The organism is Brevundimonas lenta (assembly GCF_014196335.1).
Taxonomy (GTDB): Bacteria; Pseudomonadota; Alphaproteobacteria; order Caulobacterales; family Caulobacteraceae; genus Brevundimonas; species Brevundimonas lenta.
In genome coordinates this window covers 765233-789076 of sequence record NZ_JACIDM010000002.1, presented here as the reverse complement: position 1 = coordinate 789076, position 23844 = coordinate 765233, and the positions used below count along the sequence as shown (strand labels likewise).

Sequence of the window (23844 nt, the reverse complement as noted above, 5' to 3'; positions counted from 1 at the left end):
GCTCACGCCTTCTCCACAAACGTATCGATCACCTTCTTCTCGCCGGCCTTTTCGAAGTCGACGACCAGTTTGTTGCCCTCGATGACGCGGACTTTTCCGTAGCCGAATTTCTGGTGGAAGACGCGGTCACCGCGGGTCCAGCCGGAGCCGGCCTTCGGATCGGCGGTGGCGACCAGACGGCCGTCGCCCTCGATCAGGGTGTGACGGGCCGGGCGGGCGGCAGGGGCTTTCGCCGCCGTGAACGACTGCGCCCGCTTCCAGCCCGGCGAGGAATAGCCACTGCCGAAGGTCGGCATCTCGTCCCAGCGGGACTTGGCTTCCTTCATGCCACCCGACGCGCCGTAGTAGCCGGTGTCCGACTGGGCCTCGACGTGGTCGATGGGCAGTTCGTCGACGAAGCGGCTGGGCAGTTGCGAGGTCCAGCGGCCGTAGACCAGCCGGTTGGCGGCGAACGAAATACGCGCGTCGGCCTTGGCCCGGGTCACGCCGACGTAGGCCAGGCGGCGTTCCTCCTCGAGACCCTTCTCGCCCTTCTCGTCGATGCTGCGCTGACTGGGGAAGACGCCTTCCTCCCAGCCGGGCAGGAAGACCAGCGGGAACTCCAGCCCCTTGGCTCCGTGCAGGGTCATGATCTGCACCGAGTCCGCGCTCTCGCCGCGGTCCAGGTCCATGACCAGAGAGACGTGCTCCAGATAGGCGGTCAGGCCGTCGAAGGCCTGCATCGACTGGGTCAGCTCTTTCAGGTTGTCGAGCCGGGTCTGGCCGGTCGCGCGGTCGGCCTTCTGCATGTCCGTGTAGCCGCTCTCTTCCAGAACGGTCTCGGTCAGCTCCCATTGGGTCGAGGTGTTGGCGAACTCGCGCCAGCGATCGATGTCGCGCACGAAATTGGACAGGGCGGTGCGGGTGCGCGCCTGCAGTTCGTCGGAGCCGAGCAGGGCGCGGACGGCCGTCATGGCCGAGACGCCGTTCTCGCGCGCGATCTGCAGCACCTTCTGCACGCTGGTGTCGCCGATGCCGCGCTTGGGCACGTTGACGATCCGCTCGAAGGCCAGGTCGTCGTCCTCGCTCAGGATCAGGCGCAGATAGGCGTGGGCGTCGCGGATTTCGGCCCGCTCGAAGAAGCGCGGGCCGCCGATGACGGTGTAGGGCACCGCCAGCATTACGAACCGCTCTTCGAACGCCCGCATCTGGAACGAGGCGCGCACCAGCACCGCCATGTCCTTGTAGGCCACGCCCTGTTTGCGGGCGGTCTCGATCTCGTCGGCGATCAGCCGGGCCTCGGCCTCGCCGTCCCACACGCCGCGGACGCGAACCTTGTCGCCGCTGGTTTCCTCGGTCCACAGCGTCTTGCCCAGCCGGCCCTTGTTGGCCGCGATCAGGCCCGAGGCGGCGCCCAGGATGTGGTGGGTCGAACGGTAGTTGCGCTCCAGCCGGATGACCTTGGCGCCCGGGAAGTCGCGTTCGAAGCGCAGGATGTTGTCCACCTCGGCCCCGCGCCAGCCGTAGATCGACTGGTCGTCGTCGCCGACGCAGCAGACGTTGCCGGTCGAGGAGGTCAGCAGCCGCAGCCACAGGTACTGGGCGACGTTGGTGTCCTGATATTCGTCGACCAGGATGTAGCGGAAGCGGCGGCGGTATTCCTCAGCGATATCCGCATGTTTCGACAGGATCGTGAGGTTGTGCAGCAGCAGGTCGCCGAAGTCGCAGGCGTTCAGGCTGGCCAGCCGCGCCTGATAGGCGGCGTACAGGCCGTGGCCCTTTCCGTTGGCGAAATCCTCGCTGGGCGGCAGCTTGTCGGGCGTCCAGCCGCGGTTCTTCCAGTGGTCGATCAGGCCGCTGAGCGAACGGGGCGTCCACCGCTTGGTGTCGAGGTTGGCGGCCTCCAGCAACTGCTTGCAGACCCGCTCCTGATCGTCGGTGTCCAGGATGGTGAAGGTCGACTTCAGCCCGACCAGTTCGGCATGCCGGCGCAGGATCTGGGCGGCGACCGAGTGGAAGGTGCCCAGCCAGCGCAGCCCCTCGGCCGAGGGGCCGATCAAATGGGTGATCCGCTCGCGCATCTCGCGCGCGGCCTTGTTGGTGAAGGTGACCGCCAACAGCTCCCAGGGCTTGGCGCGGCCGGTCGCCAGGATGTGCGCCAGCCGGGTGGTCAGCACCCGCGTCTTGCCTGTGCCCGCGCCCGCCAGCACCAGCACCGGCCCCTCGGTCGTTTCGACCGCATCCCGCTGTTCGGGATTGAGGCCGGACAGGTAGTCGCGAACGGCGGCGGGCGCGACGCCGCCGGGGCCGTGCGAGCGGGCGAGATCGGAAATGCGGGGAGGTGCGGAATCGGTCATCTGAACCGCGAGAACATAAGGAGACCGAAGCCGCTTGTCAGCCGTTACGGAACGACCGTCCGGAACCCTTACGGCCACGCCTCCGTTTCGTCGGCCTGACAGGGACAATTCAAAGGAGGGTCATAGCTATGGCCGAGAACACCAGCAGCGGTGGCAACACCGGTCTCGCCTTCATCGTCGGCGCCGTCGTCGTCGTCCTGGCGATCGTCGCCTACTTCGTCTTCGCCCGCGGCGGCATGGGCGGCGAGACCAAACAGGTCAACGTCGACGTCGATCTGCCCGAGGTCTCCGCGCCCGCCGTTCCGGCGCCGGCCGGCAACTGACGCATGACGGACCCCAACGTCCCGCCGCCCGAGCGGCCCGAGGTGGTGCATCACACCACCATCAACAACCCGCCGCCCCAGCGCGGCGGCGGCAATAGCTGGATCGCCTTCCTGGTCGGCGGCATCGTCGTGGTGCTCGCGGTCATCGCCGTCGTCATGATGTCCAACGGCGGGGTCGAGACCCCGAAGACCACGGACATCGACATCGACGTGGACATGCCGCGGCCGGAGCTGCCCGAAGCGCCGAAATTGCCGGACCTGCCGACCCCGCCGCCGGTCGAGCCGCCGACGCTGCCGTCGCCCGAACCCGCTCCCGCGACCTAGCGCAGTCGATAGCTGATCGTGGTCACGACCCGGACCTTCTTGTCCGGGGACTGGCTTTCGTCGCCGAACCCGTCGCGCGGCAGGATTTCGAACGAGCCCTGCGTCGCCTGGCGGATCGGCCCCAGCGGCGCGCCGGAATCCTTCGCGAACTGCGCGGCGCCCGTGCGGGCCGAGGCCGTCGCCTCGGCGATCATGGCCGGGCGCACGTCGTTGAGCTTGGTGAACAGATAGGTCGGGCCGTTGAAGTCCTGCAGCACCACTCCCTGACGCACGAGGTCGTTCAGCGCCCGCGTCGTCGCCTGCACCCGGTTCACGTCCGTCGTGCGCACGATGACCGTCTGGGCCAGGATGAAGCGGGGGCCGCCGTCCTGGGTGGCGTATTCGCGCGAGCGCCGGTCCGCGACCTCGAGCCGTCCCAGCGACACGGCGTTGGCCGGATAGCCCTGCGCGGTCAGGAACTGGCGCACGATGGCCAGATCGCCGTCGATCCGCGCCTGCACCTCGGACAGCACCTCTCCGGAGGCGGTGAAGCGTAGCGGCAGGATGGCCAGATCGGCCTGCACGTCCTTCTCGGCCACGCCGCGGACGGTCACCGCGCGGTCCCCGACCCGGGCGTTGACCACGCCCTGTCCGATCAGGGCGCCGCCTCCGATGAAGCCGAGTGCAAGAATGCCGCCGAATACGGCGGCGGGGATGAGGCGGTTGTCGGTCATGTCGTGGTCTCCACGACGGAGGATGCGCCGATGCCGGCGGCTGTCAATCGGACGACCTGTGTTCGGCGAAAGATCGATCGCCGCCCGCCCAGGCCAGCGCCAGAAGCCGGCAGGCGGAGGCCAGCGGCGTCCGCCCACGGGTCTCGTCGATGCGCTTCATCAGCCCCGCGTGCGACAGGCCAAGCGCCGCCCCGACGCGGTCCAGCACGGCCCAGAAGGCCGGCTCCAGCGCCACCGACGTCGCATGCCCCGACAGGGATACCGATCGCTTGACCAGGCCGCTCAACGCACGTGGATCATGACTACGTCCGCAGTGTTTCCCGAACCGTTGGTCAGCACGGGATGTCGCGTATCGGTGGTGAAGAGCAGCTTGCCGTGCTCGTCGTGGATATCGGCCCGCACCGCATAGGTGTAGCGCGGATCGACCCGGTCGTCCGGCACGTCGAGCCAGACCTTGTACGGCGGCCTGCGTCCGGCCAGCAGCTCCGAACTTTCGGCCAGAACCACGGCTGGAGCGTCGGCCCGGCTGACGTCCTCAAGTCGGACGGTCAGACGGTAATACGGGTACAGGGTCATGAACTCGCGGTAGCTGGCCGTGACCTCGACGGGCGTCACGCCGGGTGGCGTAGGCGGCACGGTTGAGCAGGCAGTCAATGCGAGGGTGAGGGCGAGAACAGCGCGTCGCATGGCGGGTTCCTTCCAATCCGCCACAGTATGCCAGAATTCGCGTCATGGTGCGAGGACCGCGACACGTTATCGGCGTTCACCCGTCCGTGTTATCGCGCTATGATCAATGGGCATCGCAGGACCGCCCATGACCGCCGCCGACCTCGACGAGTTCGATCGCTTCAGGCCCCAGAGACTGGAGCCGATCAAGGCGTTCCGGGCCTTCGGCCGGCTGATCCGCAACAAGGAGGACACCGCCCAGGTGTTCGAGATCATGCGGGCGCTGAGCGGCCGTTCGATCGGCCGCGGCTACAACCGGATGCTGAAGACGATGGAGGGCGGCCGTCAGGCCTTCCTGCGCGAGGAACTGGCCCACAAGCTGGACGATCCGGTGTGGCTGGCCCGCTTCAAGCCGGGCACCGTCGGCGCCGCCTATCGCGACTTCCGCACCGCGCGCGGCTTCACCGCCGAGGGCCTGGCCGAGGAGGCGCGCAAGATCGGGCCGGCGGTCGACGCCCAGCATCCGGTCATCTGGTACTCGCGCCGCCTGCGCGACGTGCACGACATCTGGCACGTGCTGACCGGCTACGAGACCGACGCCCTTGGAGAGGCCTGCGTGGTCGCCTTCTCCTACGCCCAGACCCGCAATCTAGGTTTCGCCTTCATCGGCTGGGGCGCGGCGCGCGAAATCCAGCGCGAGGCCCCGTCGGTGCCCGCCCGGCGCGCCGTCTGGCAGGCGTACCGCAACGGCAAGGCCGCGCGTTGGCTGCCGGGTCTGGACTACGAGGCCCTCTTCGCCCGCCCGCTGGAGGAGGCGCGCGAACGTCTGAACATCCGCCCGGCCGACGTCTATGGCGCGATCCCGGTGGAGACCCGGCTGGCGCTGAAGCTGCGCGCCTGAGCCCCGGCGCCCGAACGCGCCTTCCGGCTGTCATAAGGACCGCTTGTGCCGGCCGCCCCATTCCTCGGCTTGCGTCCTGGTCCCCCGTCCTCCACTTGGCGTGAATGTCCGCCCCCACTGAGTCCATCGCGCCCCCGAAGGCGAAGGGCCTGCCCCAGGCGACGCTGCTGGCGATCGGCGGCGTGGCGCTGTGCGCGCTGATCTGGGGCACGACCTGGTACGCCATCACCTGGCAACTGGGGACGGTGGATCCCATCGCCTCGGTGGTCTGGCGCTTCGGCCTGGCCTCACTGGTGCTGTTCGCCGGCTGCCTCGTCGCTCGCCAGCCGGTGCGCCTGAACTGGAGCCAGCACCTGGCGGCGATCGGGCAGGGGGCCTTCGTCTTCGCGATCAGCTACGCCTTCGTCTACCAGTCGGAGCAACGGGTGGCCTCGGCCATCGTGGCGGTGATCTTCGCCGCCCTGGCCTTCCTCAACCTGGTCCTGTTCCGCGTCGTCGGCGGCCAGAAGGCCGCGCCGGCCGCCTGGCTGGGCGCGAGCCTCGGCGTCGCCGGGGTCATCGTCCTGTCCGGCAGCGAGGTCGTCGCCGCCGACATGGATACGCGCGCCCTGATCGGCATCGGCATGGCGGTTCTGGCCGTCAGCAGCTCGGCCATCGGCAATTTCTTCTCGTGGCGCGGCCAGCAGGCCGGCTCACCGGTCCTGTCCTCGACGGCCTGGGCCATGGGTTACGGCACCGCCATGCTGGCCATCTACGGCCTGCTGACGGGCGTCGAATGGCGTCTGGAGATGACCCCCGGCTACATCATCTCGCTGCTGTACCTGTCGGTCATCGGCTCGGTGGTGGCGTTCGCCGTCTATTTCTGGGTCGCCCGCACGCGCGGCTATGCGCTGGCCAGCTACATCTCGGCCCTGACGCCGCCGATCGCCATGCTGGTGTCGGTGCTGTTCGAGGGCGCCCGCTTCGGCTGGCCGGCCCTGGCCGGCCTGCTGCTGGTTCTGTCGGGTCAGGCGCTGCTCATCCGCGCGCCCAAGGTCTCGGCGGCCTAGCCGAACCAGCCGCGCTTCTTCTTCGGCGGGACCGGCTGACCGGCCTTGCGCGCAGCCTCCGCCGCGCGACGCTCCCGTTCCCCCTGAACCCTCATGGCGACAAGGATCGGGATCAGTCCGTGTTTGATGCGCGGGTCCTGGCGGAGGCTGGACATCGGTTCAGTCTTCCCGTTTCGACCCATCCAGAAGCCGCTCGGCGCGGGCGCGTTCCTTGTCGGCCTTCGTGCGCTCGGCCTTGGTCCGCCCGTGGACGGCGCGGTTCGCAGCGGCAGTCGCCTTGGCATCGGCTTTTGCGCGATCCTTGCGCAGCCGGTTCAGGTTCACGACCTCGCCCATGAAGACCTCCGTGATGCAACCCGACCGGCCTGGGCCGGTTCTCCTGCACTCAACACCACAGGAGACCATCATGGTAGACGCCTCGCAGATCCGCGAACACCTCGAAGTCCTCGGTTCGGACGGCGAGCATGTCGGCCGCGTCGATCACGTTCACGGCGACCAGATCGAGCTGGCCAAGCTGGACCTCGGCGCCGGCTTCAAACACCACATGATCCCGGTCAGCTGGGTCGATCACGTCGATGAGCATGTGCATCTGAACGTGACGAAGGACGACGCCAGAGCGCGTTGGAGCGAAAGGATGCACTAGGCGGTCTAGGCCTCGTCGGGCTCCACCCGCGGGACCTCCGCGGGCTTCTCTCCGAGTTCCTCGATCAGCCGCCAGCTGCGCAGCCGCTCGACATAGACGCGGTTCGAAATCTCCTCCGGGATCGCGTCCGACAGGACTGCGCACATGTCCAGCTCCATGGCCTTGCTGCGCACGAAGTAGCCGTGGTGGACCCAACGGTCGGCGCCCCGGGCCACATGCCGGGCGTCGATCAGGATCACCTTCTTGGGTATCAGATCCACCAGCCTCGGGCCGTCTGATCCCAGACGGTCCGGGTTGGCCTTGGTCTTGTCCGAGATCAGCAGCGCCCGGTCGGTGGGGTTGTAATAGACCGTCACCTGCCGTCCGATCCTCGGCAGCAGGCGCAGCTTGGTGTCGTGTTCGAAGGTGTCGTCGTCCTCGTCCGGCGCGGCCATCAGGATCTGGTCGAACAGCCGGATCAGACTGTCCTTGTCCTTGGCGATCAGCGCCTGCAGTCCGTTGCGCAGCACATAGTTGCCCATGCTGTGCGCCAGCAGGTGGATACGCCGCTGGCAGTATTCCTCCTCCGGCATCTCCTCGATGAATTCCTTCAGCTTCAGGAACGCCCGCGCCACTGCCGGGCCCGACACGCGGGCGTCCTCGCGGTCGCTGTAGTAGGACATCAGCGGCACCGCCGTGCCGTCCGACGGCCAGCTGAACACCACGATGTTCACCGGCCGCCCCTCGACCTTCAGGCTCTGGGCCAGCAGGGCGCCGGCGGTCAGCGCGCCGGTGAAGGAGACGTTGAAGCCGTGGATGAAGACCAGGGTGTCGGTCCTCTTCGTCCCGGTCATGACCTTGTGCAGCGCTTCCATGAACATGCCGCCGCCGGTCTTCTTGATGTCGGTCTCGCCCTTCACGTCCGGATAGACGTGCAGCGTGTCCAGCTTCGGCTTCACCGGGTCGGGCGTGAAGTCGGCGTATCCGAACCGCAGGGCGGCCACGCCGTCCGGGTTGAAGGTCTTGCCGAAGACCTGCTTCTTGTTGCCTTCCTGATGGTTTCGGTTGGTCGCGAAGAACACCCGGATGCCAGCCATACGCCCCCTCCTGTCGGTTCCCGCGCAGGCGCAGAGCTCTCGCGCAGGAGTTGCGGGAGGCTATTCTTCTACCGATGTTCGATCAAGCGTTGCGGCGCCCTCATTCGGGATTCAGCAGTACGTCCAGATAGGTGGCCGGCCGGTTCAGGAAGCCCTTCGTCACCTGGTAGTGTTCGGTGTCCTCCCAGGCCACGCGCTCCAGTCCGTGCCGCGAGGCCTGATAGATCCACGCATCCGGATAGCCGAGCAGGATCGGCGAATGGGTGGCGATGATGAACTGTGAGCCCTGCCGCACCAGGTCGTGCAACCGCGCGAGGAACGACAGCTGGCGCGACGGCGACAGCGCGGCTTCCGGCTCGTCGAGGATGTAGAGACCGCCACCGCGGAACCGGTGTGAGAACAGCGCGAAGAAGCTTTCGCCATGCGACTGCTCGTGCAGGGATTTTCCGCCGTAACTGTGGATGACCGGCGGGCCGCCCCCCGGTTCCTCATCCAGTCGCTCGATCTCCGACGCGACGTTGAAATAGCTCTCCGCCCTCAGGAAGAAGCCGTCATTCGGCCGATGGGCCGCGCGCACCGGCCGCACGAACCGATGCAGGGGCGAGTGCGACCCTCGCGTCGAGAAGCCGAAATTCCGTGATCCGCCCTCGGCGTTGAACCCCCACGCCACCGCCAGGGCCTCGACCAGGGTCGACTTGCCGGACCCGTTCTCGCCCACAAGGAAGGTCACCCGCGGGTGGAAGGACAGGACGTCGGTTGTCCGAACCACCGGAAGGTTGAACGGATAGGCGTCGTCGTCCCAGCCCTCGCGCCGCTCAAGCCGCGCCTCGATCCAGTAGGGACGGTCCAGCGCGGCCATCATCCCGGCGAGATCATGTTCTCGGGACGGACGTACTGGTCGAACTCCTCGTTCGTAAGATAGCCGCCGCCGACCGCTTCCTCGCGCAGGGTGGTGCCGTTCTTGTGCGCCGTTTTGGCGATCTTGGCGCAGGCGTCGTAGCCCAGACGGCCGTTCAGCGCCGTCACCAGCATCAGCGAGTTGTCGAGGCCGCGCTTGATGTTGTCCTCGCGCGGCTCGATGCCGACGACGCAGTTGTCCGTGAAGCTGATCGCCGCGTCGGCCATCAGGCGGACCGACTGCAGGAAGTTGTAGGCCATCACCGGGTTGAAGACGTTCAGCTCGAAATGCCCCTGCGAGCCGGCGAAGGTGACCGCGGCGTGGTTGCCGAACACCTGGACGCAGACCTGGGTCAGGGCTTCCGACTGGGTCGGATTGACCTTGCCGGGCATGATCGACGAGCCCGGCTCGTTCTCCGGCAGGGCCAGTTCGCCGAGGCCCGAACGCGGGCCGGAACCGAGGAAGCGGATGTCGTTGGCGATCTTGAACAGGCTGGCGGCGACCGTGTTGATCGCGCCGTGGCTGAAGACCATGGCGTCGTGGGCGGCCAGGGCCTCGAACTTGTTCGGGGCGGTGACGAAGGGCAGGCCGGTGATGCCGGCGATCTGCTCGGCGACCTTCTCGGCGAAGCCGACGGGCGCGTTCAGCCCGGTGCCGACGGCGGTGCCGCCCTGGGCCAGCTCCATCAGCTTCGGCAGGGTCAGCTCGATGCGCTCGATGCCGTTGGCGACCTGCTGGGCGTAGCCGCCGAACTCCTGGCCCAGCGTCAGCGGGGTGGCGTCCTGGGTGTGGGTGCGGCCGATCTTGATGATGTGCGCCCAGGCCTCCGACTTGGCCTTCAGCGCGGCGTGCAGGTGCTTGAGGGCCGGGATCAGGTCGCGGACCACCTGCTCGGCGCAGGCGACGTGCATCGCCGTCGGATAGGTGTCGTTCGACGACTGGCTCATGTTGACGTGGTCGTTCGGGTGGACCGGCTTCTTGGTCCCCATCTCGCCGCCCAGCATCTCGATGGCGCGGTTCGAGATCACCTCGTTGGCGTTCATGTTCGACTGGGTGCCCGAGCCCGTCTGCCAGACGACCAGCGGGAAGTGGTCGTTCAGCTTGCCCTCGATCACCTCATTGGCGGCGTCGACGATGGCCTTGCCGATGGCCGGGTCCAGCTTGCCCAGCGCCATATTGGTCTCGGCGGCGGCGCGCTTGACGATGCCCAGGGCGCGGACGATCGGCAGGGGCTGCTTCTCCCAGCCGATCTTGAAATTGCCCAGGCTGCGCTGCGCCTGCGCCCCCCAGTAACGATCCGAGGCGACCTCGATCGGGCCGAAGGTGTCGGTTTCGGTGCGGTGCGTCATGGGAGGAATCCGGGCAGGTCAGGCGTGGCGGAGGATGGCGCGGGGTGTAGCACGCGGCCCCCGCCGATCAACCTCAGCGAACCTCGTCGGCAAGTCGGTCGATCCCGGCCAGCACCTGATTCAGGCCACGGTCGTTGCATCCGTTGCTGCAGACATAGCGATAGCGGCCGTTCACCACGGCCTCGAGCACCCACGGGGTCCGGCCGGGAGGTGGGACCGTACAGGCCGCGTCCTCAGTGCTCATGGCCGGGAATTCGCTGCGGCCCAGGATCTCCTCAAGCGGATCGCCGCTGGCCCTTTGCGTTACGGTACGCCCGCGCGCGGTGATCTCGATCTGGTTCGGGGCATTGATGTCGCAGAACACGATCTGCCTGATCTGACCGTCACGGGTGCGATAGGTGCCGCAATCATCATACGGTCCCCGGGTCAGGCCGATCTCGATCGCTTCAGGCGCCGCATCGCCCCGAAACCGGATCAGACGGTAGAAGCGGTCTTCGTAGGACGGAGCGAAGCCGAGTTCCGCGAATGATCGATCCTCAATCCACGGGCGGCCCGCCGGGCGGGTGCGGGACGGCTGCCACCACGGCCGGGGCTGGAACAGGCCGGCACGGCGTCGGGCGCCGCTGATCTGCTGCAGTTCCCACGCAGCATCCTCCACCGCCTGATCTGACGGGCGGAGATGGATCTGCCTGTAGCCCTCGTCCGACTCCATCTCGAAATAGACCTCGAAACATTCGTCCAGACAGGTGAAGCGACCGGGGTCTTCGTACGGCATCGTCAGAAACGCGTGGGCGTCGAACAGCGAGTGGAAGACGTCCAGGTCGCCCCGGTGAAGCTGCACGGGCCGGGCATCGCCGCTGTATCGGGTCCAGCCCGTCCCGTCGGCGTGTTCGATGACCTCGAAATAGCCGGAGCCGCCGCCAGGCCCCTCCGTGGTCTTGCGGTACACCCGGTCGCCCAGCCGCAGTTCCGGCTGGCCAATCCCCCGCAGCAGCTCCGTCCAGCGCTGGCCTTCCGGCCGCGGCGTGATCTCCTGACGCCGTTGGGTGACGCCCTCCGTCGGCACCGCGCACGACGCCAGCGTCAGCGCCGCCAAGGCGGCCGCCAACAGATATCTTGAACGCAGCATCGACGGCTCCCCCTCGCGCCCACGCTATGTCAGGCGTCGAGGAACACCAATGGGTCGTCAGTCGGTCGGACCGCGTACTCCCGGATCGGCCTCGATCAGCGCCAACACCGCGCGCAGCTGATCACGCACCGGCGCTTCGCCATTGTTGCCGACGAAATAGAGGACGGCGCCGGTCCGGGGGTAGAGCGCCAGGTAGGAGAAGAAGACCCCGTCAGAGCCGCCGTGCCCCACGCGCCAGGGACGCCCGGCGTCGTCGACGCGGAAGAACAGGCCGTAGCCCTCCTTCACGCCGGGCGAGTCCCCGTCCGCGTGGGGCTGCAGCATCAGCGTCCGCACGGCCTCCGGCGAGGCCATGAGGCCGGCGTGGAATCGGGCCATGTCGGCGGCCGAGGCCTGCAGCCCGCCATTGCCCCTCAAATTCCAGTCGGCGCCGTCCAGGGCGGCGATCCGGTCCGAGATCACGCCCTGCGAAACGTCGTCCAGATAGCCCACGGCGTGGCCGCCGGGCGCCGGCGTGGGGAAGGTCCAGCCGGTTCCCGTCATGCCGAACGGCGTCCAGACGTGGTCGCGCAGATACTCCGGCCACGATTGCCCCGAGACGCTCTCGACCACCGCTGCGGCGATGCTCAGCCCCATGTTCGAATAGACCGAGCGGCCCGGCTCGTGCGCCAGTGGCAGGGCCATGCACTGGGTCAACAGTTGATCCCGGGTGCGTGGCTCGAAATCGTCGCCGCAGTAGTCGGCCAGGCCGGCGGTGTGGGTCATCAACTGGTGCAGACTCGCCGAGGCCGCGGGTTCGGCCGCGCCGGGCAACCAGGTCCGCACCGGCGCCTCCAGATCGAGCCGCCCCTCGGCCGCCAGCTGGCTGACCGCCAGCGCGGTGAAGGTCTTGGTGATCGATCCGATCTGGGCCGAGGTCTCGGCGGTGAACGGCACGCGACGCTCGCGATCCGCATAGCCATAGCCGGCCTGAAGTACGGTCCGCCCGTCGACCTGCAGAACCACCGCGCCGCCAAAGCCGTTCGCCATCGCGGCGGTCAGTCCCTGATCGATCTGCGCGGCGAGCGGACCTTCCAACACCGCGACCGTCCTTGGCGGCGTGGGGTCCGCCTGCGCCATGACGGGCGCGGGGGAGACGATCAGCGCGAGGATCAGGGTCGCCAGCAGACGCTTCATCGGGTCCTCCGCCACTCACACGCGCCACAACCGCCACGTTGACGCGTCATCGCCCATGGTCGAAGGAACGGCAATGGCGGCGCAGGATCGGGACGGCTGGATCGGCACGGGCAAGGTTCGCGCCCGCGAGGGCGACGGCGCCGTCGAGATCATGATCGACGGCCTGACCACCCAGGCCAAATACTACAAGCCGCTGGTCTACGAGTTCATGCGCAAGGAATGGACGTCGCGGCCCTCCTGGGGCGATTTCGTCGTCGAGATCCGCATGGAGCATGTCGGCGATCCGCCCTGGATCGACCTCGACAATCTGGCCAAGGCGCTGCTGGACGCCATCAAGGGCTATCTGTTCCACGACGACAGCCAGGTCGCCCGCCTGCTGGTCGAGCGCGGCGAAGGCGAGCGAGAACGCATCACCATCCGGGTGTTTCCCAGAACCTGACCTCAGCCGGTCGGCCGCGTGAAGCGCAGCGTCGGCAGGCGCATCTGCATGTCGGCGCCCACGAACAGCTGCGGCTCGGACGGCAGCGGCACGGCCGCCGCCTGCTCCTTGCGCGTCACGCAGGCGCGGGCGCCCGCGGCCAGCGAGAGGAAGTCCGTCGCCGTCGGCAGGGCCTCCAGCACGCAGCCATCGAACCACGGATAGCGCTCGTCCGCGCCGCATCCGAAGGACGTCCGGTCGCGCCGCGCGGCGGTCAGCACCATCCTGTTGGGCCCCTGTAGCGCGTTCACGAAGACGCCGGAGAAACAGGCCGAGATGATCACCACCGTCGGTCGCGTCCCGCAGGTCCGCCGGACGGCGCCGGCCATGATGTCGGGCGTCATCAGGTCATCGCCGTAGACCATGCCCTCGGGCGTGCCGTGCGAGGTGAAATAGATCAGACAGCCCCGCGTCGCCCGGGCCGCGGTCTGCATCATGCCCGTGCTCACCGCTGAGGCGGGCGTCGGCTCGGGCACGTCGGTGCGCAGGGAATAGTCGACCATGTCGGCGCGGCTGAAGCCGGCGTCCTGGAAGCCCTTCACCAGATCGCGGCGCGCATTGTCGAAGGCCTCGATCGGACGACCATGCCCGTCTCGCCAGTCGGCCTGGATGATCGCCGCGGTCCAGCCTTCGAAGCGGCTGGGCGCGCCTTGCGCGCCTGCAGGGCCGGCCAGCGCCAGCAACCCCGTCACAAGTACGATCAGACCCCGGACCATCGTCTGCCCCTTCGCCCAAGCTGTACCGACGTTAGCCGATCAGGCGGGCAGGGGAAGGGGGGGGTCACTTCTTCCGGAACTGGTCCAGCGATACGACCTTGGGCGTGTCGTCGCCGCCGGCCGGGGGCGGGGTTTCGTCGGGCTCGGTCGCTGCGATCTCGGCGGCGATCTCCTCGATCGTCGCCGGCGGCTCGAACTGCAGCAGGAACTGCACCGACGGATCGTAGAACCGGGTCACGGCGGTGTAGGGCATGGCCAGAACCTTGGGCATGCCGCCGAACTTCAGCATCACCGAGAAGCGCGACTGCTCGACCTTCAGGTCCCAGTACTGGTGCTGCAGCACGACCGTCATCTCGTCCGGATATTTGGCGAGAATGTCCGGCGGCACGCTCACGCCCGGGGCCCGGGTCTTGAAGGTGACGTAGAAATGGTGCGCGCCGGGGATGCCGCCGGGTCCGGCCGCCCGTTCAAGCGCCGAGCGGATCACGCCGCGCAGGGCGTCCTGCGCCAGCTGCTCGTAGTGCATTTCGTCGACGGGAGGCGTCTCTTCGGACATCGGGAGTCTCGGCTGCTCAGTGGCGGTGATACCCGCCGCCGGGCGCGCGCGGAAGAGAGCAAGAAGGTGAAAACGCCGCGTTTTCGCGAACCGCGTTCGATCGTTCGATTCCGGGGATGAAAGTGCCGGGGTTCTGTTGCCAGGCCCCCGGCGAGCCCCGCCCCGGGATCTGAACCCCGAGGACTTAGTTCGGAATTACCGGAACCGCATTACGCGGCGACGGCGTATTCCCCAGCGAAGTTATCGTTCGCAGTTAGAAAATGACCCGATACGGTGGGTCAGGACGAGCGAAAGCAATCCTCTTTACACGTCCGTCGATGCTAGTCGGCCCCGCGCTCGCCCGCCGATAACCGGGAGAGAATGGTGGAGCCGCCGGGAATCGCACCCGGGTCCGGTCCGCTTATTACAGGCACGTTTATCGCCATAGTCCGGGCGAACCCGAACAGGACCAATATAGGTGACAGCGCCCCGAAGTCCAAGCGCTCAAGCCGGGCTGCGGCCCGCGCAGATGCGGTCAGGCTGCAGCCATGCGTTTCAGAACGCGCGTCCGGGAGGACCGCCGCCGACCTGGATGTTGCCGCCCGTGTTCGGACCATAGGTGTCGCGACGCAGGGCCTCGCGCGTGTCCTGGCGAGCCTGTTCCCATTCCCACGCGGGCGCACAGACGCGGCGCGGCCGGTTGCTGCCGACGACCGTCGTGCCTCGACGACAGATCATGCGGTTCGGGTCTTCCGCCTCCGGTCGGACGCCGGTCGTTGTGACGGGCGGCAGCACCGTGGTCTGCTGACTGGTTGCGGCGGATGGAGCGGCTTGCGGGCCCGTATCCTGCGGCGCGGCAAGGCTGACGGCGAATGCGGCGAGAACGGCGAGCATGGATCATCCTCCCATACCCGCGTTTTCTATCGCAAGTTACCCGTTTCGCCAACTGCGGCGCCGACTCCCCGGCTAGCGCCGGGGGTGTGTTTTAGAAGCCGCGGCCGGGAGGGCCTTCGCCGCCCGTGGTCGAGGCGCCGCCGAGGTTCTGGCCCTGGCTGTCGCGACGCAGGGCTTCGCGGGTTTCCTGACGCGCTTCTTCCCATTGCGCGGCCGTGGCGCAGACGCGGCGCGGACGGTTGCTGCCGACGGTCGCGGCGCTGCGGCGGCACACCATCCGGTTGGGATCTTCCTCACCGTTGCGCGTGCCGGTCGCCGTCACCGGCGGCAGAACCGTGGTGGTCGACGCGTCGCCCGTGGGCGCGGGAGTTTGCGGGGTGGTGGTGTCCTGGGGGGAGGCGAGGCCAATGGCGAACGCGGCGAGGATTACAAGCATCGAAAAAGACTCTCCTGTACCGGCGCTTTTCCAGCGTCAGTTGCTTGCCTGGCCAACCGCGGCGTCAGGCGCGCAGGCAAGATGCCGTGGATTTCCGCGCGGTCAAGCTTGGGCGTGCGCGTTTTGGTTGATCCTGGTCCAGCCGGGGGTCTGGTTCCGGAACCAGGTCAGCTGCCGCTTGGCGTAGTTTCGGGTGGCCTGGCGGGTCGCTTCGACGGCCTCGTCCAGGGTCGCCTCGCCGTTCAGATGGGCGGCGAACTCGCGCACGCCGACGGCCTTCATCGCCGGCAGGTCCGGATCGAGACCGCGCGCCATCAGCGCCTCCACCTCTTGCAGCGCGCCCTGTTCGACCATCAGCGCGACGCGGCGGTCGCAATTGGCGTAGAGCGTCGCCCGGTCGGGCTCGACCACCATGCCCGTCCACGAACCGGGCGGCAGCAGGGGCGTGGTGTCGGTCGTCCAGTCCGTCAGCGCGCGGCCGGTGTGCTCGGCCACCGCACGCGCCCGGATCAACCGCTGCCGGTCCCCAACCTCGATCCGCTGCGCGGCGGCCGGGTCCAGTTCGGCGAGACGCCGGCGGAAAGCCGTCTCGCCTTCCGCCTCGAACGCGGCGGTCGCCGCCTCGCGCGCTTCCGTCGGAATCGCCGGAATGTCCGCCAGCCCCTTGGTCAGGGCGGTGAAATACAGACCCGTGCCCCCGACCAGCAGCGCGGGCCGCCCGGCCTCGGCAAGCTCGGCCAGAACTTCAAGCACCGTGCGGCTCCAGCGCCCGACCGACCAGGCGTCCGCGGCGTCGGCGACGCCGTACAGCCGGTGTTCGATCGCGGCCTCATCCGCCTCCGACGGCCGTGCGCTCAGCACCTGCAGATCGGCGTACAGCTGCTGGCTGTCGGCGTTGACGATCACGGCCCCGGTGCGCGCCGCCGTCTCCATCGCCAGGCTCGACTTGCCCGAGGCGGTTGGGCCGGCGATCAGCTGTATCGGGGGCAGGGACAAATCGGCGCTCGCAGGGCAGGGCCTCCGGCGATAGAACGCAGGCCCCGCAGCCGCAACCCGCAGGACTCCAGACCTTGCCCGACCGCGCTTCCGTCATCGCCGCCCTCGACGCCGTGCTCGATCCGAAGAGCGGCAAGGGGCTGGTCGCCGCCGGACTGGCGCAGGGCCTGACCGTCGCGGCGGACCGGGCGGGTTTCGTCATGGAGGTGCCGGCGACGGAAACCGCCCTGTACGCCCCCGTCCGCGATGCGGCCGAGGCGGCGCTGAAGGCGCTTCCGGGCATGGAGCGGGTCTCGGTCGTCCTGACCGCCGAAGCCGTCCAGCACGCGCCGGCCCGCCGCACGGCATCGCTGTCGCCCCAGGCCGTCGACCAGACCCGCCCGAAAGCGCCGGTCCCCACCGATCGCCCCGCCCACGTCCGCCGCGTGCTGGCCGTCGCGTCCGGTAAGGGCGGCGTCGGCAAGTCTACGGTCGCCGTCAATCTGGCCGCCGCCCTGGCGGCGCGCGGCCTGTCGGTCGGGGTGCTGGACGCCGACGTCTACGGTCCGTCACTGCCGACCATGCTCGGCATCTCGGGCAAGCCCGACTACCGCGACGGCATGATCGAGCCTCACGTCGCCCATGGTCTGAAGGCCATGTCGGTCGGTCTCCTGACCCAGGCCGACGACGCCATGATCTGGCGCGGGCCGATGGCGTCCCAGGCCATCACCCAGATGCTGACCCAGACCCGCTGGGGCACGGAGGAGGCGCCGCTGGACGTGCTGGTCGTCGACCTGCCGCCCGGCACCGGCGACGTCCAGCTGACCCTGATCCAGAAGACGCCGCTGGACGGCGCCGTCATCGTCTCGACCCCACAGGAGGTCGCCCTCGCCGACGCCCGCCGCGCCCATGTCCTGTTCCAGAAGGTGAAGGTCCCGACGCTCGGCCTGATCGAGAACATGTCCGGCCCGATCTTCGGCAAGGGCGGCGCGGAGGCCGAGGCCAAACGGCTGGACGTGCCTTACCTCGGCGACCTGCCGCTTGAGGCCGCCGTGCGCGAAGCCGGCGACGCGGGGCGGCCGGTGGTTCTCACCGACCCGGACGGCGAGGTCGCAGCGCGCTTCGCAGCGATCGCGGAGCGAGTGGTCGAAGCTCTGCGGCTCTGACGGAAAAAGTGAACGCGACAGGGTTTCCAAAAGAAACTTTATTGGCCACCTTGTCGGTTCCAGTCACCTTCTCCGGTTGCCCATGTCCGTCGACGCCCTGTTTCGCCCGTTCACCGTCAAGTCCCTGACCCTGCCGAACCGCATCGTCATGGCGCCGATGACGCGGTCCTTCTCGCCGGGCGGGATCCCCACCTCCGACGTGGCCGGCTACTACCGCCGCCGCGCGGAAGGCGGCGTCGGTCTGATCGTCACCGAGGGCACGGTGGTCGAGCGTCCGGCGGCCCGGAACGACGCGAAGGTGCCAGTCTTCCACGGCGAGGCCCTTCCCGAGTGGAGGAAGGTCGTCGAGGAAGTCCACGCCGCCGGCGGCCTGATCGCGCCCCAGCTGTGGCACGTCGGCTCGGCCCGCGGTCAGGGCGCGGACTGGCAGCCGCTCGGCAAGGTCGACAGCCCCTCGGGCTTCACCACGCCGGGCAATCGCAAGCTCGAGCCGATGACCGACGAGGACATCGCCGACACCATCGCCGCCTTCGGCCGCTCGGCCCGCGCCACCCGCGAGCTCGGCTTCGACGCCGTCGAGATCCATGGCGCCCACGGCTATTTGATCGACCAGTTCTTCTGGAACGGCCTCAACGACCGCGCCGACAAATGGGGCGGCGGGACCATCGCCGACCGCGCCCGCTTCGGGGCCGAGGTGGTCAAGGCGGTGCGCGAGGGCGTCGGCCCGGACATGGCCCTGATCCTGCGTCTGTCACAGTGGAAGTCGCACGATTTCGGCGCGAAGAACGCCCACGATCCGGCCGAGCTGGAGCAGTGGCTCAGCCCGCTGGTCGAGGCCGGCGTCGACGTCTTCCACTGCTCGCAGCGCCGCTTCTGGGAACCGGAGTTCGAGGGCTCGGACCTCAACTTCGCCGGCTGGACCAAGAAGGTCACCGGCCTGCCGACCATCACCGTCGGCTCGGTTGGTCTCGACGGCGAGTTCATCGCGGCCTTCGGCGGCGCGGGCTCGAAGCCGGCCTCGCTGGACGGCCTGATCGCCCGGCTCGAGAAGGACGAGTTCGACCTCGTCGCCGTCGGCCGCGCCCTCCTGGCCGATCCGCACTGGGTCGAGAAGATCCGCGACGGCCGCCACGACGAGCTGAAAGACTTCGAACGCGCGGCGATGGCCACGCTCTCGTAGGGTCGAGGGTCGAGGGATCAGGGGGCAGGGGCGTCGTTTTCGACCCTCGACCCTCGCCCCTCGACCCTAACTCCGCTCCAGAACGCGGAAGACGAAGGCGTGGTCGTCCTTCTCTCCGGCCGAATGGCCTTCGGACGAGACCTCGGTCCAGGCGTCTTCATCGAACGCCGGGAACAGCACGTCGCCCTCGGGTTCGGCGTCGACCTCGGTGACATACAGTCGCTTTGCGCGCGGCAGGGCGGCCTCGAAAAGGCCGGCGCCGCCGATGATGCAGATCTCGGTCGCGCCGTCGTCCTCGGCCTGTTCGCGGGCGATTTCGATCGCCTCGTCCAGCGTCCGGCAGACCAGCGCGCCCCTGGCCTCGCCCTGCTCGCCATAGCCCTCGTCGCGGGTCAGCACGACATTCAGCCGGCCGGGCAGGGGCTTCAGCGGCAGGCTCTCCCACGTCTTGCGGCCCATGATGCAGGGCTTGCCGATGGTGATCGCCTTGAAGCGCTGCAGGTCGCTGCGCAGACGCCAGGGCAGGTCCCCGTCACGGCCGATCACCCCGTTCCTGGCGCGGGCGACGACGAGGGCGATCTGGGGCAGGGGCACGGCGACCTCTCGCGCGCACGGACCGGACGGCCGCGGCGCTCTTTCACCCTGCTCTTTGCGCGATTCCGCCCGGCGCCTTCAAGGCGTCAGGCCCGGCGACCGCTCTGCGGCGGGGGCGATTCCGGTTCCGGAGAAGGAGCGGGCTCCGGCGTCCGGGGCCAGGGCGGCAGGCGGAAGTCGGCATGGGCCTTCAGCATGGCCAGCCCCAGCGCCCGGTTGCGCGCGCTCATCATTGTTCGGCCTCCAGCAGCCGTGAACGGAAGAGAAGAGCCCCCAGCGCCGCCCCGATCAGCGGCGCGACGATAAACAGCCACAGCTGGCTCAGCGCTTCGCCGCCGACCAGCACGGCGGGCCCGAAGCTGCGGGCCGGATTGACCGACACCCCCGTCACCTGGATTCCGACGATGTGGATCACGGTCAGGGTCAGGCCGATGGCCAGGCCGGCGAACGGCGCCTGTCCGCCGGCGCCGGTCACGCCAAGGATGACGATGACGAAGATCGCGGTCGCGACCACCTCGAACACCGCCCCGGCGGCCAGGCCGTATCCGCCCGGCGAGGCGGCGTCGTAGCCGTTCTGTCCCAGACTGGCGAAACCGGTCTGGGCGATCAGTCCGATCAGCACCGCCCCGATCACCGCGCCGATGAACTGCGCCACCCAGTAGACGCCCATTTCCTTCGCGCTCATCCGCCCGGCGAGGAACACCGCCAGGCTGACGGCCGGGTTCACGTGGCAGCCCGAGACCGGCCCGATCCCGTAGGCCATGGCCACGATCGCCAGGCCGAAGGCGAAGGCGATGCCCAGCTGTCCGACATGGTCGAACCCGCCCAGCACGGCCGCGCCGCACCCGAAGAACACCAGCACCATCGTGCCGATCAGCTCCGCCGTGAATTTCCCGGTCATCACTCGCGCCTCCGAATCCTGGACCCGGAGACATTCTGGTCAGGGCATCAGGGTCGGAACATCAGGTGGAACCCGGAGGCGCGGTGCAACGCCAGCGGGTCAGGGCGCGACGGCCTCGTAGGTCACCGACATCTCGCCGACGGCGCCGTCGGCGGGCTCTATCACGCGCACGACCGCGATCAGGCGGCCTTCAGCGTCATGCTGCTCGAAGGTCGTCCAGACGGTCGGCCCGAACTCATTGGCGAAAGGCTCACGCCATTTTCCCGTGCTGAAGCCCGGCGCCCATCCGGTCAGGCCTGCGGCGGCGGCCTGGGCGATCCGGTCGCCCTGGGGTCGCCAGTCCCACGCATGAAGCTCGCAATGGCCGGGCCGGTCGGTCGTCGTATAACGGATGCCCCGGGCGTACCCGGAGCTGCCGCCGCCGGTGGCGACGGGAGCCATGGGATTGGCCGGCCCCTGAATCCGGCCGCACACGTCGAGCGACCCGGTGACAATGTTCGCCAGGTCCGGCCCCGTCCCGTACCACAGGGGCGACAGCTGCTGCAGCGCCAGCGCCGCGACCAGTCCGACGATCACGCCTTCACCTCCAGCCAGTGCAGCCATTTCCGCTGCATCGCCGCCTCGATATCGATCCCGGCGGCGTCGCAATAGATCAGCAACATGCCCAGTACGTCCGCCGCCTCGTCGCCCAGCTTGCCGGCGTCGGCGGCGCCCCGCGCCCGTCCGCTCATGCGGAGATGCTCGGCGGTCAGCTCGCCCAGCTCCTCCTGCACTTTCAGCAGCGCCCAGTCCGCCGACCGTTCGATGCCGTGCTCGCGCGCATAGATGTCGGAGATGCGCAGGACGTCGTCCTGCAGCGCCTTCAGGTCGAGACTCATTAGACCGCGACCGGCGCCTTGATGTGCGGCCACGGCGCATAGCCGTCCAGCACGAAGTCCTCCACCCGATAGGCGAACAGGTCGTCCTTCGGCGTGATCGTCATCACCGGCAGGGGCAGGGGCTCGCGGCTCAGCTGCAACTCGGCCTGTTCGATGTGGTTCAGATACAGGTGCGCATCGCCGAAGGTGTGCACGAACTCGCCCGGCTCCAGGCCGCACACCTGCGCCACCATCATGGTCAGCAGGGCGTAGGAGGCGATGTTGAACGGCACGCCCAGGAAGACGTCGGCCGACCGCTGGTACAGCTGGCAGCTCAGCTTGCCGTCGGCGACGAAGAACTGGAACAGGCAGTGGCAGGGCGGCAGGGCCATGTCGTCCACGTCCGCCGGGTTCCACGCCGAGACGATGTGCCGGCGCCCGTTCGGATTGGTCTTCAGACCGTGGATCAGCTTCTCGATCTGGTCGATGACGCGGCCATCCGGGGCCGCCCAGCTGCGCCACTGCTTGCCGTAGACCGGGCCCAGCTCGCCCTCGGCGTCCGCCCATTCGTCCCAGATGCTGACGCCGTTGTCCTTCAGCCAGCCGATGTTGGTCTCGCCGCGCAGGAACCACAGCAGCTCGACGATGATCGAGCGCAGGTGCAGCTTCTTGGTCGTCAGAACCGGGAAGCCCTTCGACAGGTCGAAACGCATCTGGCGGCCGAACACGCCCTTGGTGCCTGTCCCTGTTCGATCATCGCGTGTTGCCCCGTTGTCGAGGATGTCGCGCAGAAGATTCAGGTACTGCCACTCGGGATGGTCAGCCGCGACCGCTCCGGTGCGGGCTTCCAGATCAACCAATGCGGCCATTGCGTTCATAGCGGGCAGGTTGACTCACTCTGTGATTCGTAGCCCTCAAAATTGGCCAGCAGCCGCAATCAAAGTCGTGGGTTGCGGGGATAACTGCCTCTGACACCCACCAATCCTTCCCCCATTTCGGCGGAAGGTGGGCCGCGGAGCGGCTCGGATGGGGGCTCTTTCCGTATCCGGACTGGCCGAAGCCATGTCGCAGCAACCAGCCCCCGTCCGTCAGGCTCCGCCTGCCACCTTCCCCCATGAAGGGGGAAGGAAGCGCTTACTCGCATGTCATCTCGTCGTCGCCGACGATGCGGAAGTTGGCGAGGGTGAACTGCGGCACCGACTGACCCCAGTGCTCGAAGACCATCAGCCCGGCCCGCACGGTGCAGGTCGAGGTCCGGTTGCGCCGCGCCTCATCGAAATAGGCGTCGTACCGCATCGGCTTGCTGAGGCCGCTCTTCACCCGGAGCGCCGTGCCCATGCTGTTGTCCAGGGTGAACACCACCGTACCTGGCTCGGCTGTGACCTCTCCGTTCGCAGCTTCGGCCCGGACCAGCGAGAACGTCCCGCCGTCGTCCTGCCGCAGGATCGCCCGCTCGCCCCTGACCAGGGTCAGCACGCCGTCCTCGAACTTCGACCGCGGCGCCGCCGGCGCGACGATCGCAGGCGGTCCGGTCATCGCGGACGACGGATTCGCGATCCCGGACAGGGCCAGCACGGCCAGAAGTTCGATCATGAAAAATCCCCCTGAAGCGACGCCGCTCCAGGGGGAAGTTTCGGCCGGTTATGATTTCGGGGTCAACAGCCTGGCCGTTCAGGCCAGCTTTCGCCCGATCAGCAGCGAACCCAGCTGATCCGACGCTCCATCGTAGAAGCCCGCCTCCTTCGGCGCGGTCTTCGGGTTGTTCCAGGTGCCGAAGATCATGTCGATCAGCGGCAGGTCGCAGTAGTTCGAGCGGTGGACCCCGCGCTCATGGTGTGCGGCGTGCATCTCCGGGCGGGCGATGAACCGGCCCAGCCACCGGGGCGTGCGGACGTTGGCGTGGGTGAACATGGCCATGAAGCTGTTCGCCAGCACTATCGGGATCACCGCCTCGACCGACAGGCCGATGAACCAGACCAGGGTCAGGCTGCCCTGCAGCGTCCAGGCGAGCATATCCAGCGGATGGAACCAGAAGGCGCCGTAGACGTCGACGCGCTCGGCCGCGTGGTGGGTCTGATGCAGGTGCCGCCACAGGAAGTCATTCCCGTGCAGCGTCCGGTGCCACAGGTACATGGTCAACTGGAACATCACGAAGCCGACGCCGAGCTGCAGCCACAGCGGCTCGCCGGTGAAGTCGATCAGGCGGTATTCCGACAGGAACCTGTCCCACAACAACGGCGCGCTGATCGAGACGGCCATATAGGTGACGAAGGCCAGCACGCCCTTCAGTCGCCACCACGGCGATGTCGGGTATCCGCGTGGTCTCCACAGCGTGTCGAGTGCGATGAAGCCGACGAACATCGCCAGGATCGAACCGGTTACAATATTGAACATCTTCAACCTCGTTGAGCGGGCGCCGGGGAGGGCGGCGGTCGATTTCGGGAGGTCGAAGTGGTAGAAGTTCAGGCCGCACGAGTTCAGTCGTCGCGTGGTCCAGTTCAGTAACGGGGCGATTTCCCCGCACATTTA

Annotated in this window: 32 protein-coding genes and 1 other RNA gene; 8 read left to right on the top strand and 25 right to left on the bottom strand. The window is 68.2% G+C overall.

Going from position 1 to position 23844, the window contains the following annotated elements:
- Positions 1-2: 2 nt before the first annotated feature.
- The gene (locus tag GGR12_RS11490) at positions 3-2336 is read right to left on the bottom strand and encodes an ATP-dependent helicase (protein WP_183204528.1); all 2334 of its coding nucleotides are present in this window, start codon (positions 2334-2336) and stop codon (positions 3-5) included.
- A gap of 128 nt (positions 2337-2464) precedes the next feature.
- On the opposite strand from GGR12_RS11490, the gene GGR12_RS11485 reads away from it, so the two are divergent.
- Together GGR12_RS11485 and GGR12_RS11480 are read left to right on the top strand one after the other, a co-directional pair.
- The gene (locus GGR12_RS11485) at positions 2465-2659 is read left to right on the top strand and encodes a hypothetical protein (protein ID WP_183204527.1); all 195 of its coding nucleotides are present in this window, start codon (positions 2465-2467) and stop codon (positions 2657-2659) included.
- Positions 2660-2662: 3 nt separating this feature from the next.
- Positions 2663-2983, top strand: coding sequence for a hypothetical protein (locus GGR12_RS11480; RefSeq protein WP_246328857.1), 321 nt, complete (start codon positions 2663-2665; stop codon positions 2981-2983).
- Here the strand turns inward: GGR12_RS11480 and GGR12_RS11475 are convergent.
- Genes GGR12_RS11475 through GGR12_RS11465 form a run of 3 tightly spaced genes read right to left on the bottom strand, consistent with a single transcriptional unit; the run spans position 2980 to position 4383 of the window.
- Positions 2980-3696, bottom strand: coding sequence for an SIMPL domain-containing protein (locus GGR12_RS11475; RefSeq protein ID WP_183204526.1), 717 nt, complete (start codon positions 3694-3696; stop codon positions 2980-2982). The genes GGR12_RS11480 and GGR12_RS11475 overlap by 4 nt on opposite strands.
- 43 nt (positions 3697-3739) lie before the next feature.
- The gene (locus GGR12_RS11470; RefSeq protein WP_183204525.1) at positions 3740-3982 is read right to left on the bottom strand and encodes a ribbon-helix-helix domain-containing protein; all 243 of its coding nucleotides are present in this window, start codon (positions 3980-3982) and stop codon (positions 3740-3742) included.
- Complete coding sequence (locus tag GGR12_RS11465; RefSeq protein ID WP_183204524.1) at positions 3979-4383, bottom strand: YbaY family lipoprotein; 405 nt, start codon at positions 4381-4383, stop codon at positions 3979-3981. The genes GGR12_RS11470 and GGR12_RS11465 overlap by 4 nt, the downstream gene beginning before the upstream one ends.
- A gap of 127 nt (positions 4384-4510) precedes the next feature.
- Between GGR12_RS11465 and GGR12_RS11460 the strand changes: the two genes are divergently transcribed.
- Complete coding sequence (locus tag GGR12_RS11460) at positions 4511-5263, top strand: Coq4 family protein (protein WP_183204523.1); 753 nt, start codon at positions 4511-4513, stop codon at positions 5261-5263.
- 104 nt (positions 5264-5367) lie between these two features.
- The gene (locus GGR12_RS11455; RefSeq protein WP_183204522.1) at positions 5368-6312 is read left to right on the top strand and encodes a DMT family transporter; all 945 of its coding nucleotides are present in this window, start codon (positions 5368-5370) and stop codon (positions 6310-6312) included.
- Here GGR12_RS11455 and GGR12_RS11450 read toward each other — a convergent pair.
- Positions 6309-6467, bottom strand: a complete 159-nt coding sequence (locus tag GGR12_RS11450) for a hypothetical protein (RefSeq protein WP_183204521.1) — start codon at positions 6465-6467, stop codon at positions 6309-6311. The two genes, GGR12_RS11455 and GGR12_RS11450, sit on opposite strands and share 4 nt — an antisense overlap.
- A gap of 4 nt (positions 6468-6471) precedes the next feature.
- On the bottom strand, positions 6472-6648 hold the full coding sequence (locus GGR12_RS11445) for a DUF4169 family protein (RefSeq protein ID WP_183204520.1): 177 nt from the start codon (positions 6646-6648) through the stop codon (positions 6472-6474).
- Between the two features lie 70 nt (positions 6649-6718).
- On the opposite strand from GGR12_RS11445, the gene GGR12_RS11440 reads away from it, so the two are divergent.
- Positions 6719-6955, top strand: coding sequence for a DUF2171 domain-containing protein (locus tag GGR12_RS11440; protein WP_183204519.1), 237 nt, complete (start codon positions 6719-6721; stop codon positions 6953-6955).
- Between the two features lie 5 nt (positions 6956-6960).
- On the opposite strand, the gene GGR12_RS11435 is transcribed toward GGR12_RS11440, so the two are convergent.
- From GGR12_RS11435 to GGR12_RS11415, 5 genes are all read right to left on the bottom strand, one after another.
- Positions 6961-8031 (bottom strand): alpha/beta hydrolase, encoded by a 1071-nt coding sequence (locus GGR12_RS11435; protein ID WP_183204518.1) that lies wholly within the window; start codon positions 8029-8031, stop codon positions 6961-6963.
- 100 nt (positions 8032-8131) lie between these two features.
- The gene (locus GGR12_RS11430; RefSeq protein ID WP_246328856.1) at positions 8132-8893 is read right to left on the bottom strand and encodes an AAA family ATPase; all 762 of its coding nucleotides are present in this window, start codon (positions 8891-8893) and stop codon (positions 8132-8134) included.
- Positions 8890-10278: a class II fumarate hydratase gene (gene fumC / locus GGR12_RS11425; protein WP_183204517.1), complete on the bottom strand. Its 1389-nt coding sequence runs from the start codon at positions 10276-10278 to the stop codon at positions 8890-8892. The genes GGR12_RS11430 and fumC overlap by 4 nt, the downstream gene beginning before the upstream one ends.
- Before the next feature lie 73 nt (positions 10279-10351).
- Positions 10352-11386: a hypothetical protein gene (locus GGR12_RS11420; RefSeq protein ID WP_183204516.1), complete on the bottom strand. Its 1035-nt coding sequence runs from the start codon at positions 11384-11386 to the stop codon at positions 10352-10354.
- 78 nt (positions 11387-11464) lie between these two features.
- A complete protein-coding gene (locus GGR12_RS11415; protein WP_183204515.1) occupies positions 11465-12583 on the bottom strand; it encodes a serine hydrolase domain-containing protein in 1119 nt (372 codons plus the stop codon).
- 73 nt (positions 12584-12656) lie between these two features.
- On the opposite strand from GGR12_RS11415, the gene GGR12_RS11410 reads away from it, so the two are divergent.
- Entirely contained in the window at positions 12657-13022 is a 366-nt protein-coding gene (locus tag GGR12_RS11410; protein WP_183204514.1) for a RusA family crossover junction endodeoxyribonuclease, read from the top strand.
- Positions 13023-13024: 2 nt separating this feature from the next.
- On the opposite strand, the gene GGR12_RS11405 is transcribed toward GGR12_RS11410, so the two are convergent.
- From GGR12_RS11405 to miaA, 6 genes are all read right to left on the bottom strand, one after another.
- Entirely contained in the window at positions 13025-13777 is a 753-nt protein-coding gene (locus GGR12_RS11405) for a C13 family peptidase (protein WP_183204513.1), read from the bottom strand.
- 64 nt (positions 13778-13841) lie between these two features.
- The gene (locus GGR12_RS11400) at positions 13842-14333 is read right to left on the bottom strand and encodes an SspB family protein (protein WP_183204512.1); all 492 of its coding nucleotides are present in this window, start codon (positions 14331-14333) and stop codon (positions 13842-13844) included.
- Positions 14334-14454: 121 nt separating this feature from the next.
- Positions 14455-14816, bottom strand: a transfer-messenger RNA (tmRNA) gene (gene ssrA / locus GGR12_RS11395).
- Positions 14817-14867: 51 nt separating this feature from the next.
- A complete protein-coding gene (locus tag GGR12_RS11390; protein WP_183204511.1) occupies positions 14868-15206 on the bottom strand; it encodes a hypothetical protein in 339 nt (112 codons plus the stop codon).
- Positions 15207-15297: 91 nt separating this feature from the next.
- On the bottom strand, positions 15298-15642 hold the full coding sequence (locus tag GGR12_RS11385) for a hypothetical protein (protein ID WP_183204510.1): 345 nt from the start codon (positions 15640-15642) through the stop codon (positions 15298-15300).
- A 102-nt stretch (positions 15643-15744) separates the two neighbouring features.
- The gene (miaA, locus tag GGR12_RS11380) at positions 15745-16638 is read right to left on the bottom strand and encodes a tRNA (adenosine(37)-N6)-dimethylallyltransferase MiaA (RefSeq protein WP_183204509.1); all 894 of its coding nucleotides are present in this window, start codon (positions 16636-16638) and stop codon (positions 15745-15747) included.
- 74 nt (positions 16639-16712) lie between these two features.
- Here miaA and GGR12_RS11375 point away from each other — a divergent pair, with 74 nt between their 5' ends.
- Together GGR12_RS11375 and GGR12_RS11370 are read left to right on the top strand one after the other, a co-directional pair.
- Positions 16713-17783, top strand: a complete 1071-nt coding sequence (locus tag GGR12_RS11375; RefSeq protein ID WP_183204508.1) for an Mrp/NBP35 family ATP-binding protein — start codon at positions 16713-16715, stop codon at positions 17781-17783.
- An 82-nt stretch (positions 17784-17865) separates the two neighbouring features.
- Positions 17866-18963 carry an NADH:flavin oxidoreductase gene (locus GGR12_RS11370; protein ID WP_183204507.1) on the top strand — a complete coding sequence of 366 codons (1098 nt, stop codon included), beginning with the start codon at positions 17866-17868 and terminating at the stop codon, positions 18961-18963.
- Between the two features lie 66 nt (positions 18964-19029).
- Here GGR12_RS11370 and GGR12_RS11365 read toward each other — a convergent pair whose 3' ends face one another.
- The 8 genes from GGR12_RS11365 to GGR12_RS11330 form a co-directional block, all read right to left on the bottom strand.
- Positions 19030-19557 carry a dihydrofolate reductase gene (locus GGR12_RS11365; RefSeq protein WP_183204506.1) on the bottom strand — a complete coding sequence of 176 codons (528 nt, stop codon included), beginning with the start codon at positions 19555-19557 and terminating at the stop codon, positions 19030-19032.
- 86 nt (positions 19558-19643) lie between these two features.
- A complete protein-coding gene (locus tag GGR12_RS11360; RefSeq protein WP_183204505.1) occupies positions 19644-19787 on the bottom strand; it encodes a hypothetical protein in 144 nt (47 codons plus the stop codon).
- Positions 19787-20458, bottom strand: coding sequence for an aquaporin (locus GGR12_RS11355; RefSeq protein WP_183204504.1), 672 nt, complete (start codon positions 20456-20458; stop codon positions 19787-19789). Before GGR12_RS11355 ends, GGR12_RS11360 begins: the two co-directional genes overlap by 1 nt.
- A 99-nt stretch (positions 20459-20557) precedes the next feature.
- The gene (locus GGR12_RS11350) at positions 20558-21061 is read right to left on the bottom strand and encodes a hypothetical protein (protein ID WP_183204503.1); all 504 of its coding nucleotides are present in this window, start codon (positions 21059-21061) and stop codon (positions 20558-20560) included.
- The gene (locus GGR12_RS11345) at positions 21031-21336 is read right to left on the bottom strand and encodes a nucleoside triphosphate pyrophosphohydrolase family protein (RefSeq protein ID WP_183204502.1); all 306 of its coding nucleotides are present in this window, start codon (positions 21334-21336) and stop codon (positions 21031-21033) included. Before GGR12_RS11345 ends, GGR12_RS11350 begins: the two co-directional genes overlap by 31 nt.
- Complete coding sequence (locus GGR12_RS11340) at positions 21336-22184, bottom strand: thymidylate synthase (RefSeq protein ID WP_246328855.1); 849 nt, start codon at positions 22182-22184, stop codon at positions 21336-21338. Before GGR12_RS11340 ends, GGR12_RS11345 begins: the two co-directional genes overlap by 1 nt.
- A 265-nt stretch (positions 22185-22449) precedes the next feature.
- The gene (locus GGR12_RS11335) at positions 22450-22908 is read right to left on the bottom strand and encodes a hypothetical protein (protein ID WP_183204500.1); all 459 of its coding nucleotides are present in this window, start codon (positions 22906-22908) and stop codon (positions 22450-22452) included.
- A gap of 78 nt (positions 22909-22986) precedes the next feature.
- On the bottom strand, positions 22987-23709 hold the full coding sequence (locus tag GGR12_RS11330) for a sterol desaturase family protein (protein ID WP_183204499.1): 723 nt from the start codon (positions 23707-23709) through the stop codon (positions 22987-22989).
- Positions 23710-23844: the final 135 nt, after the last annotated feature.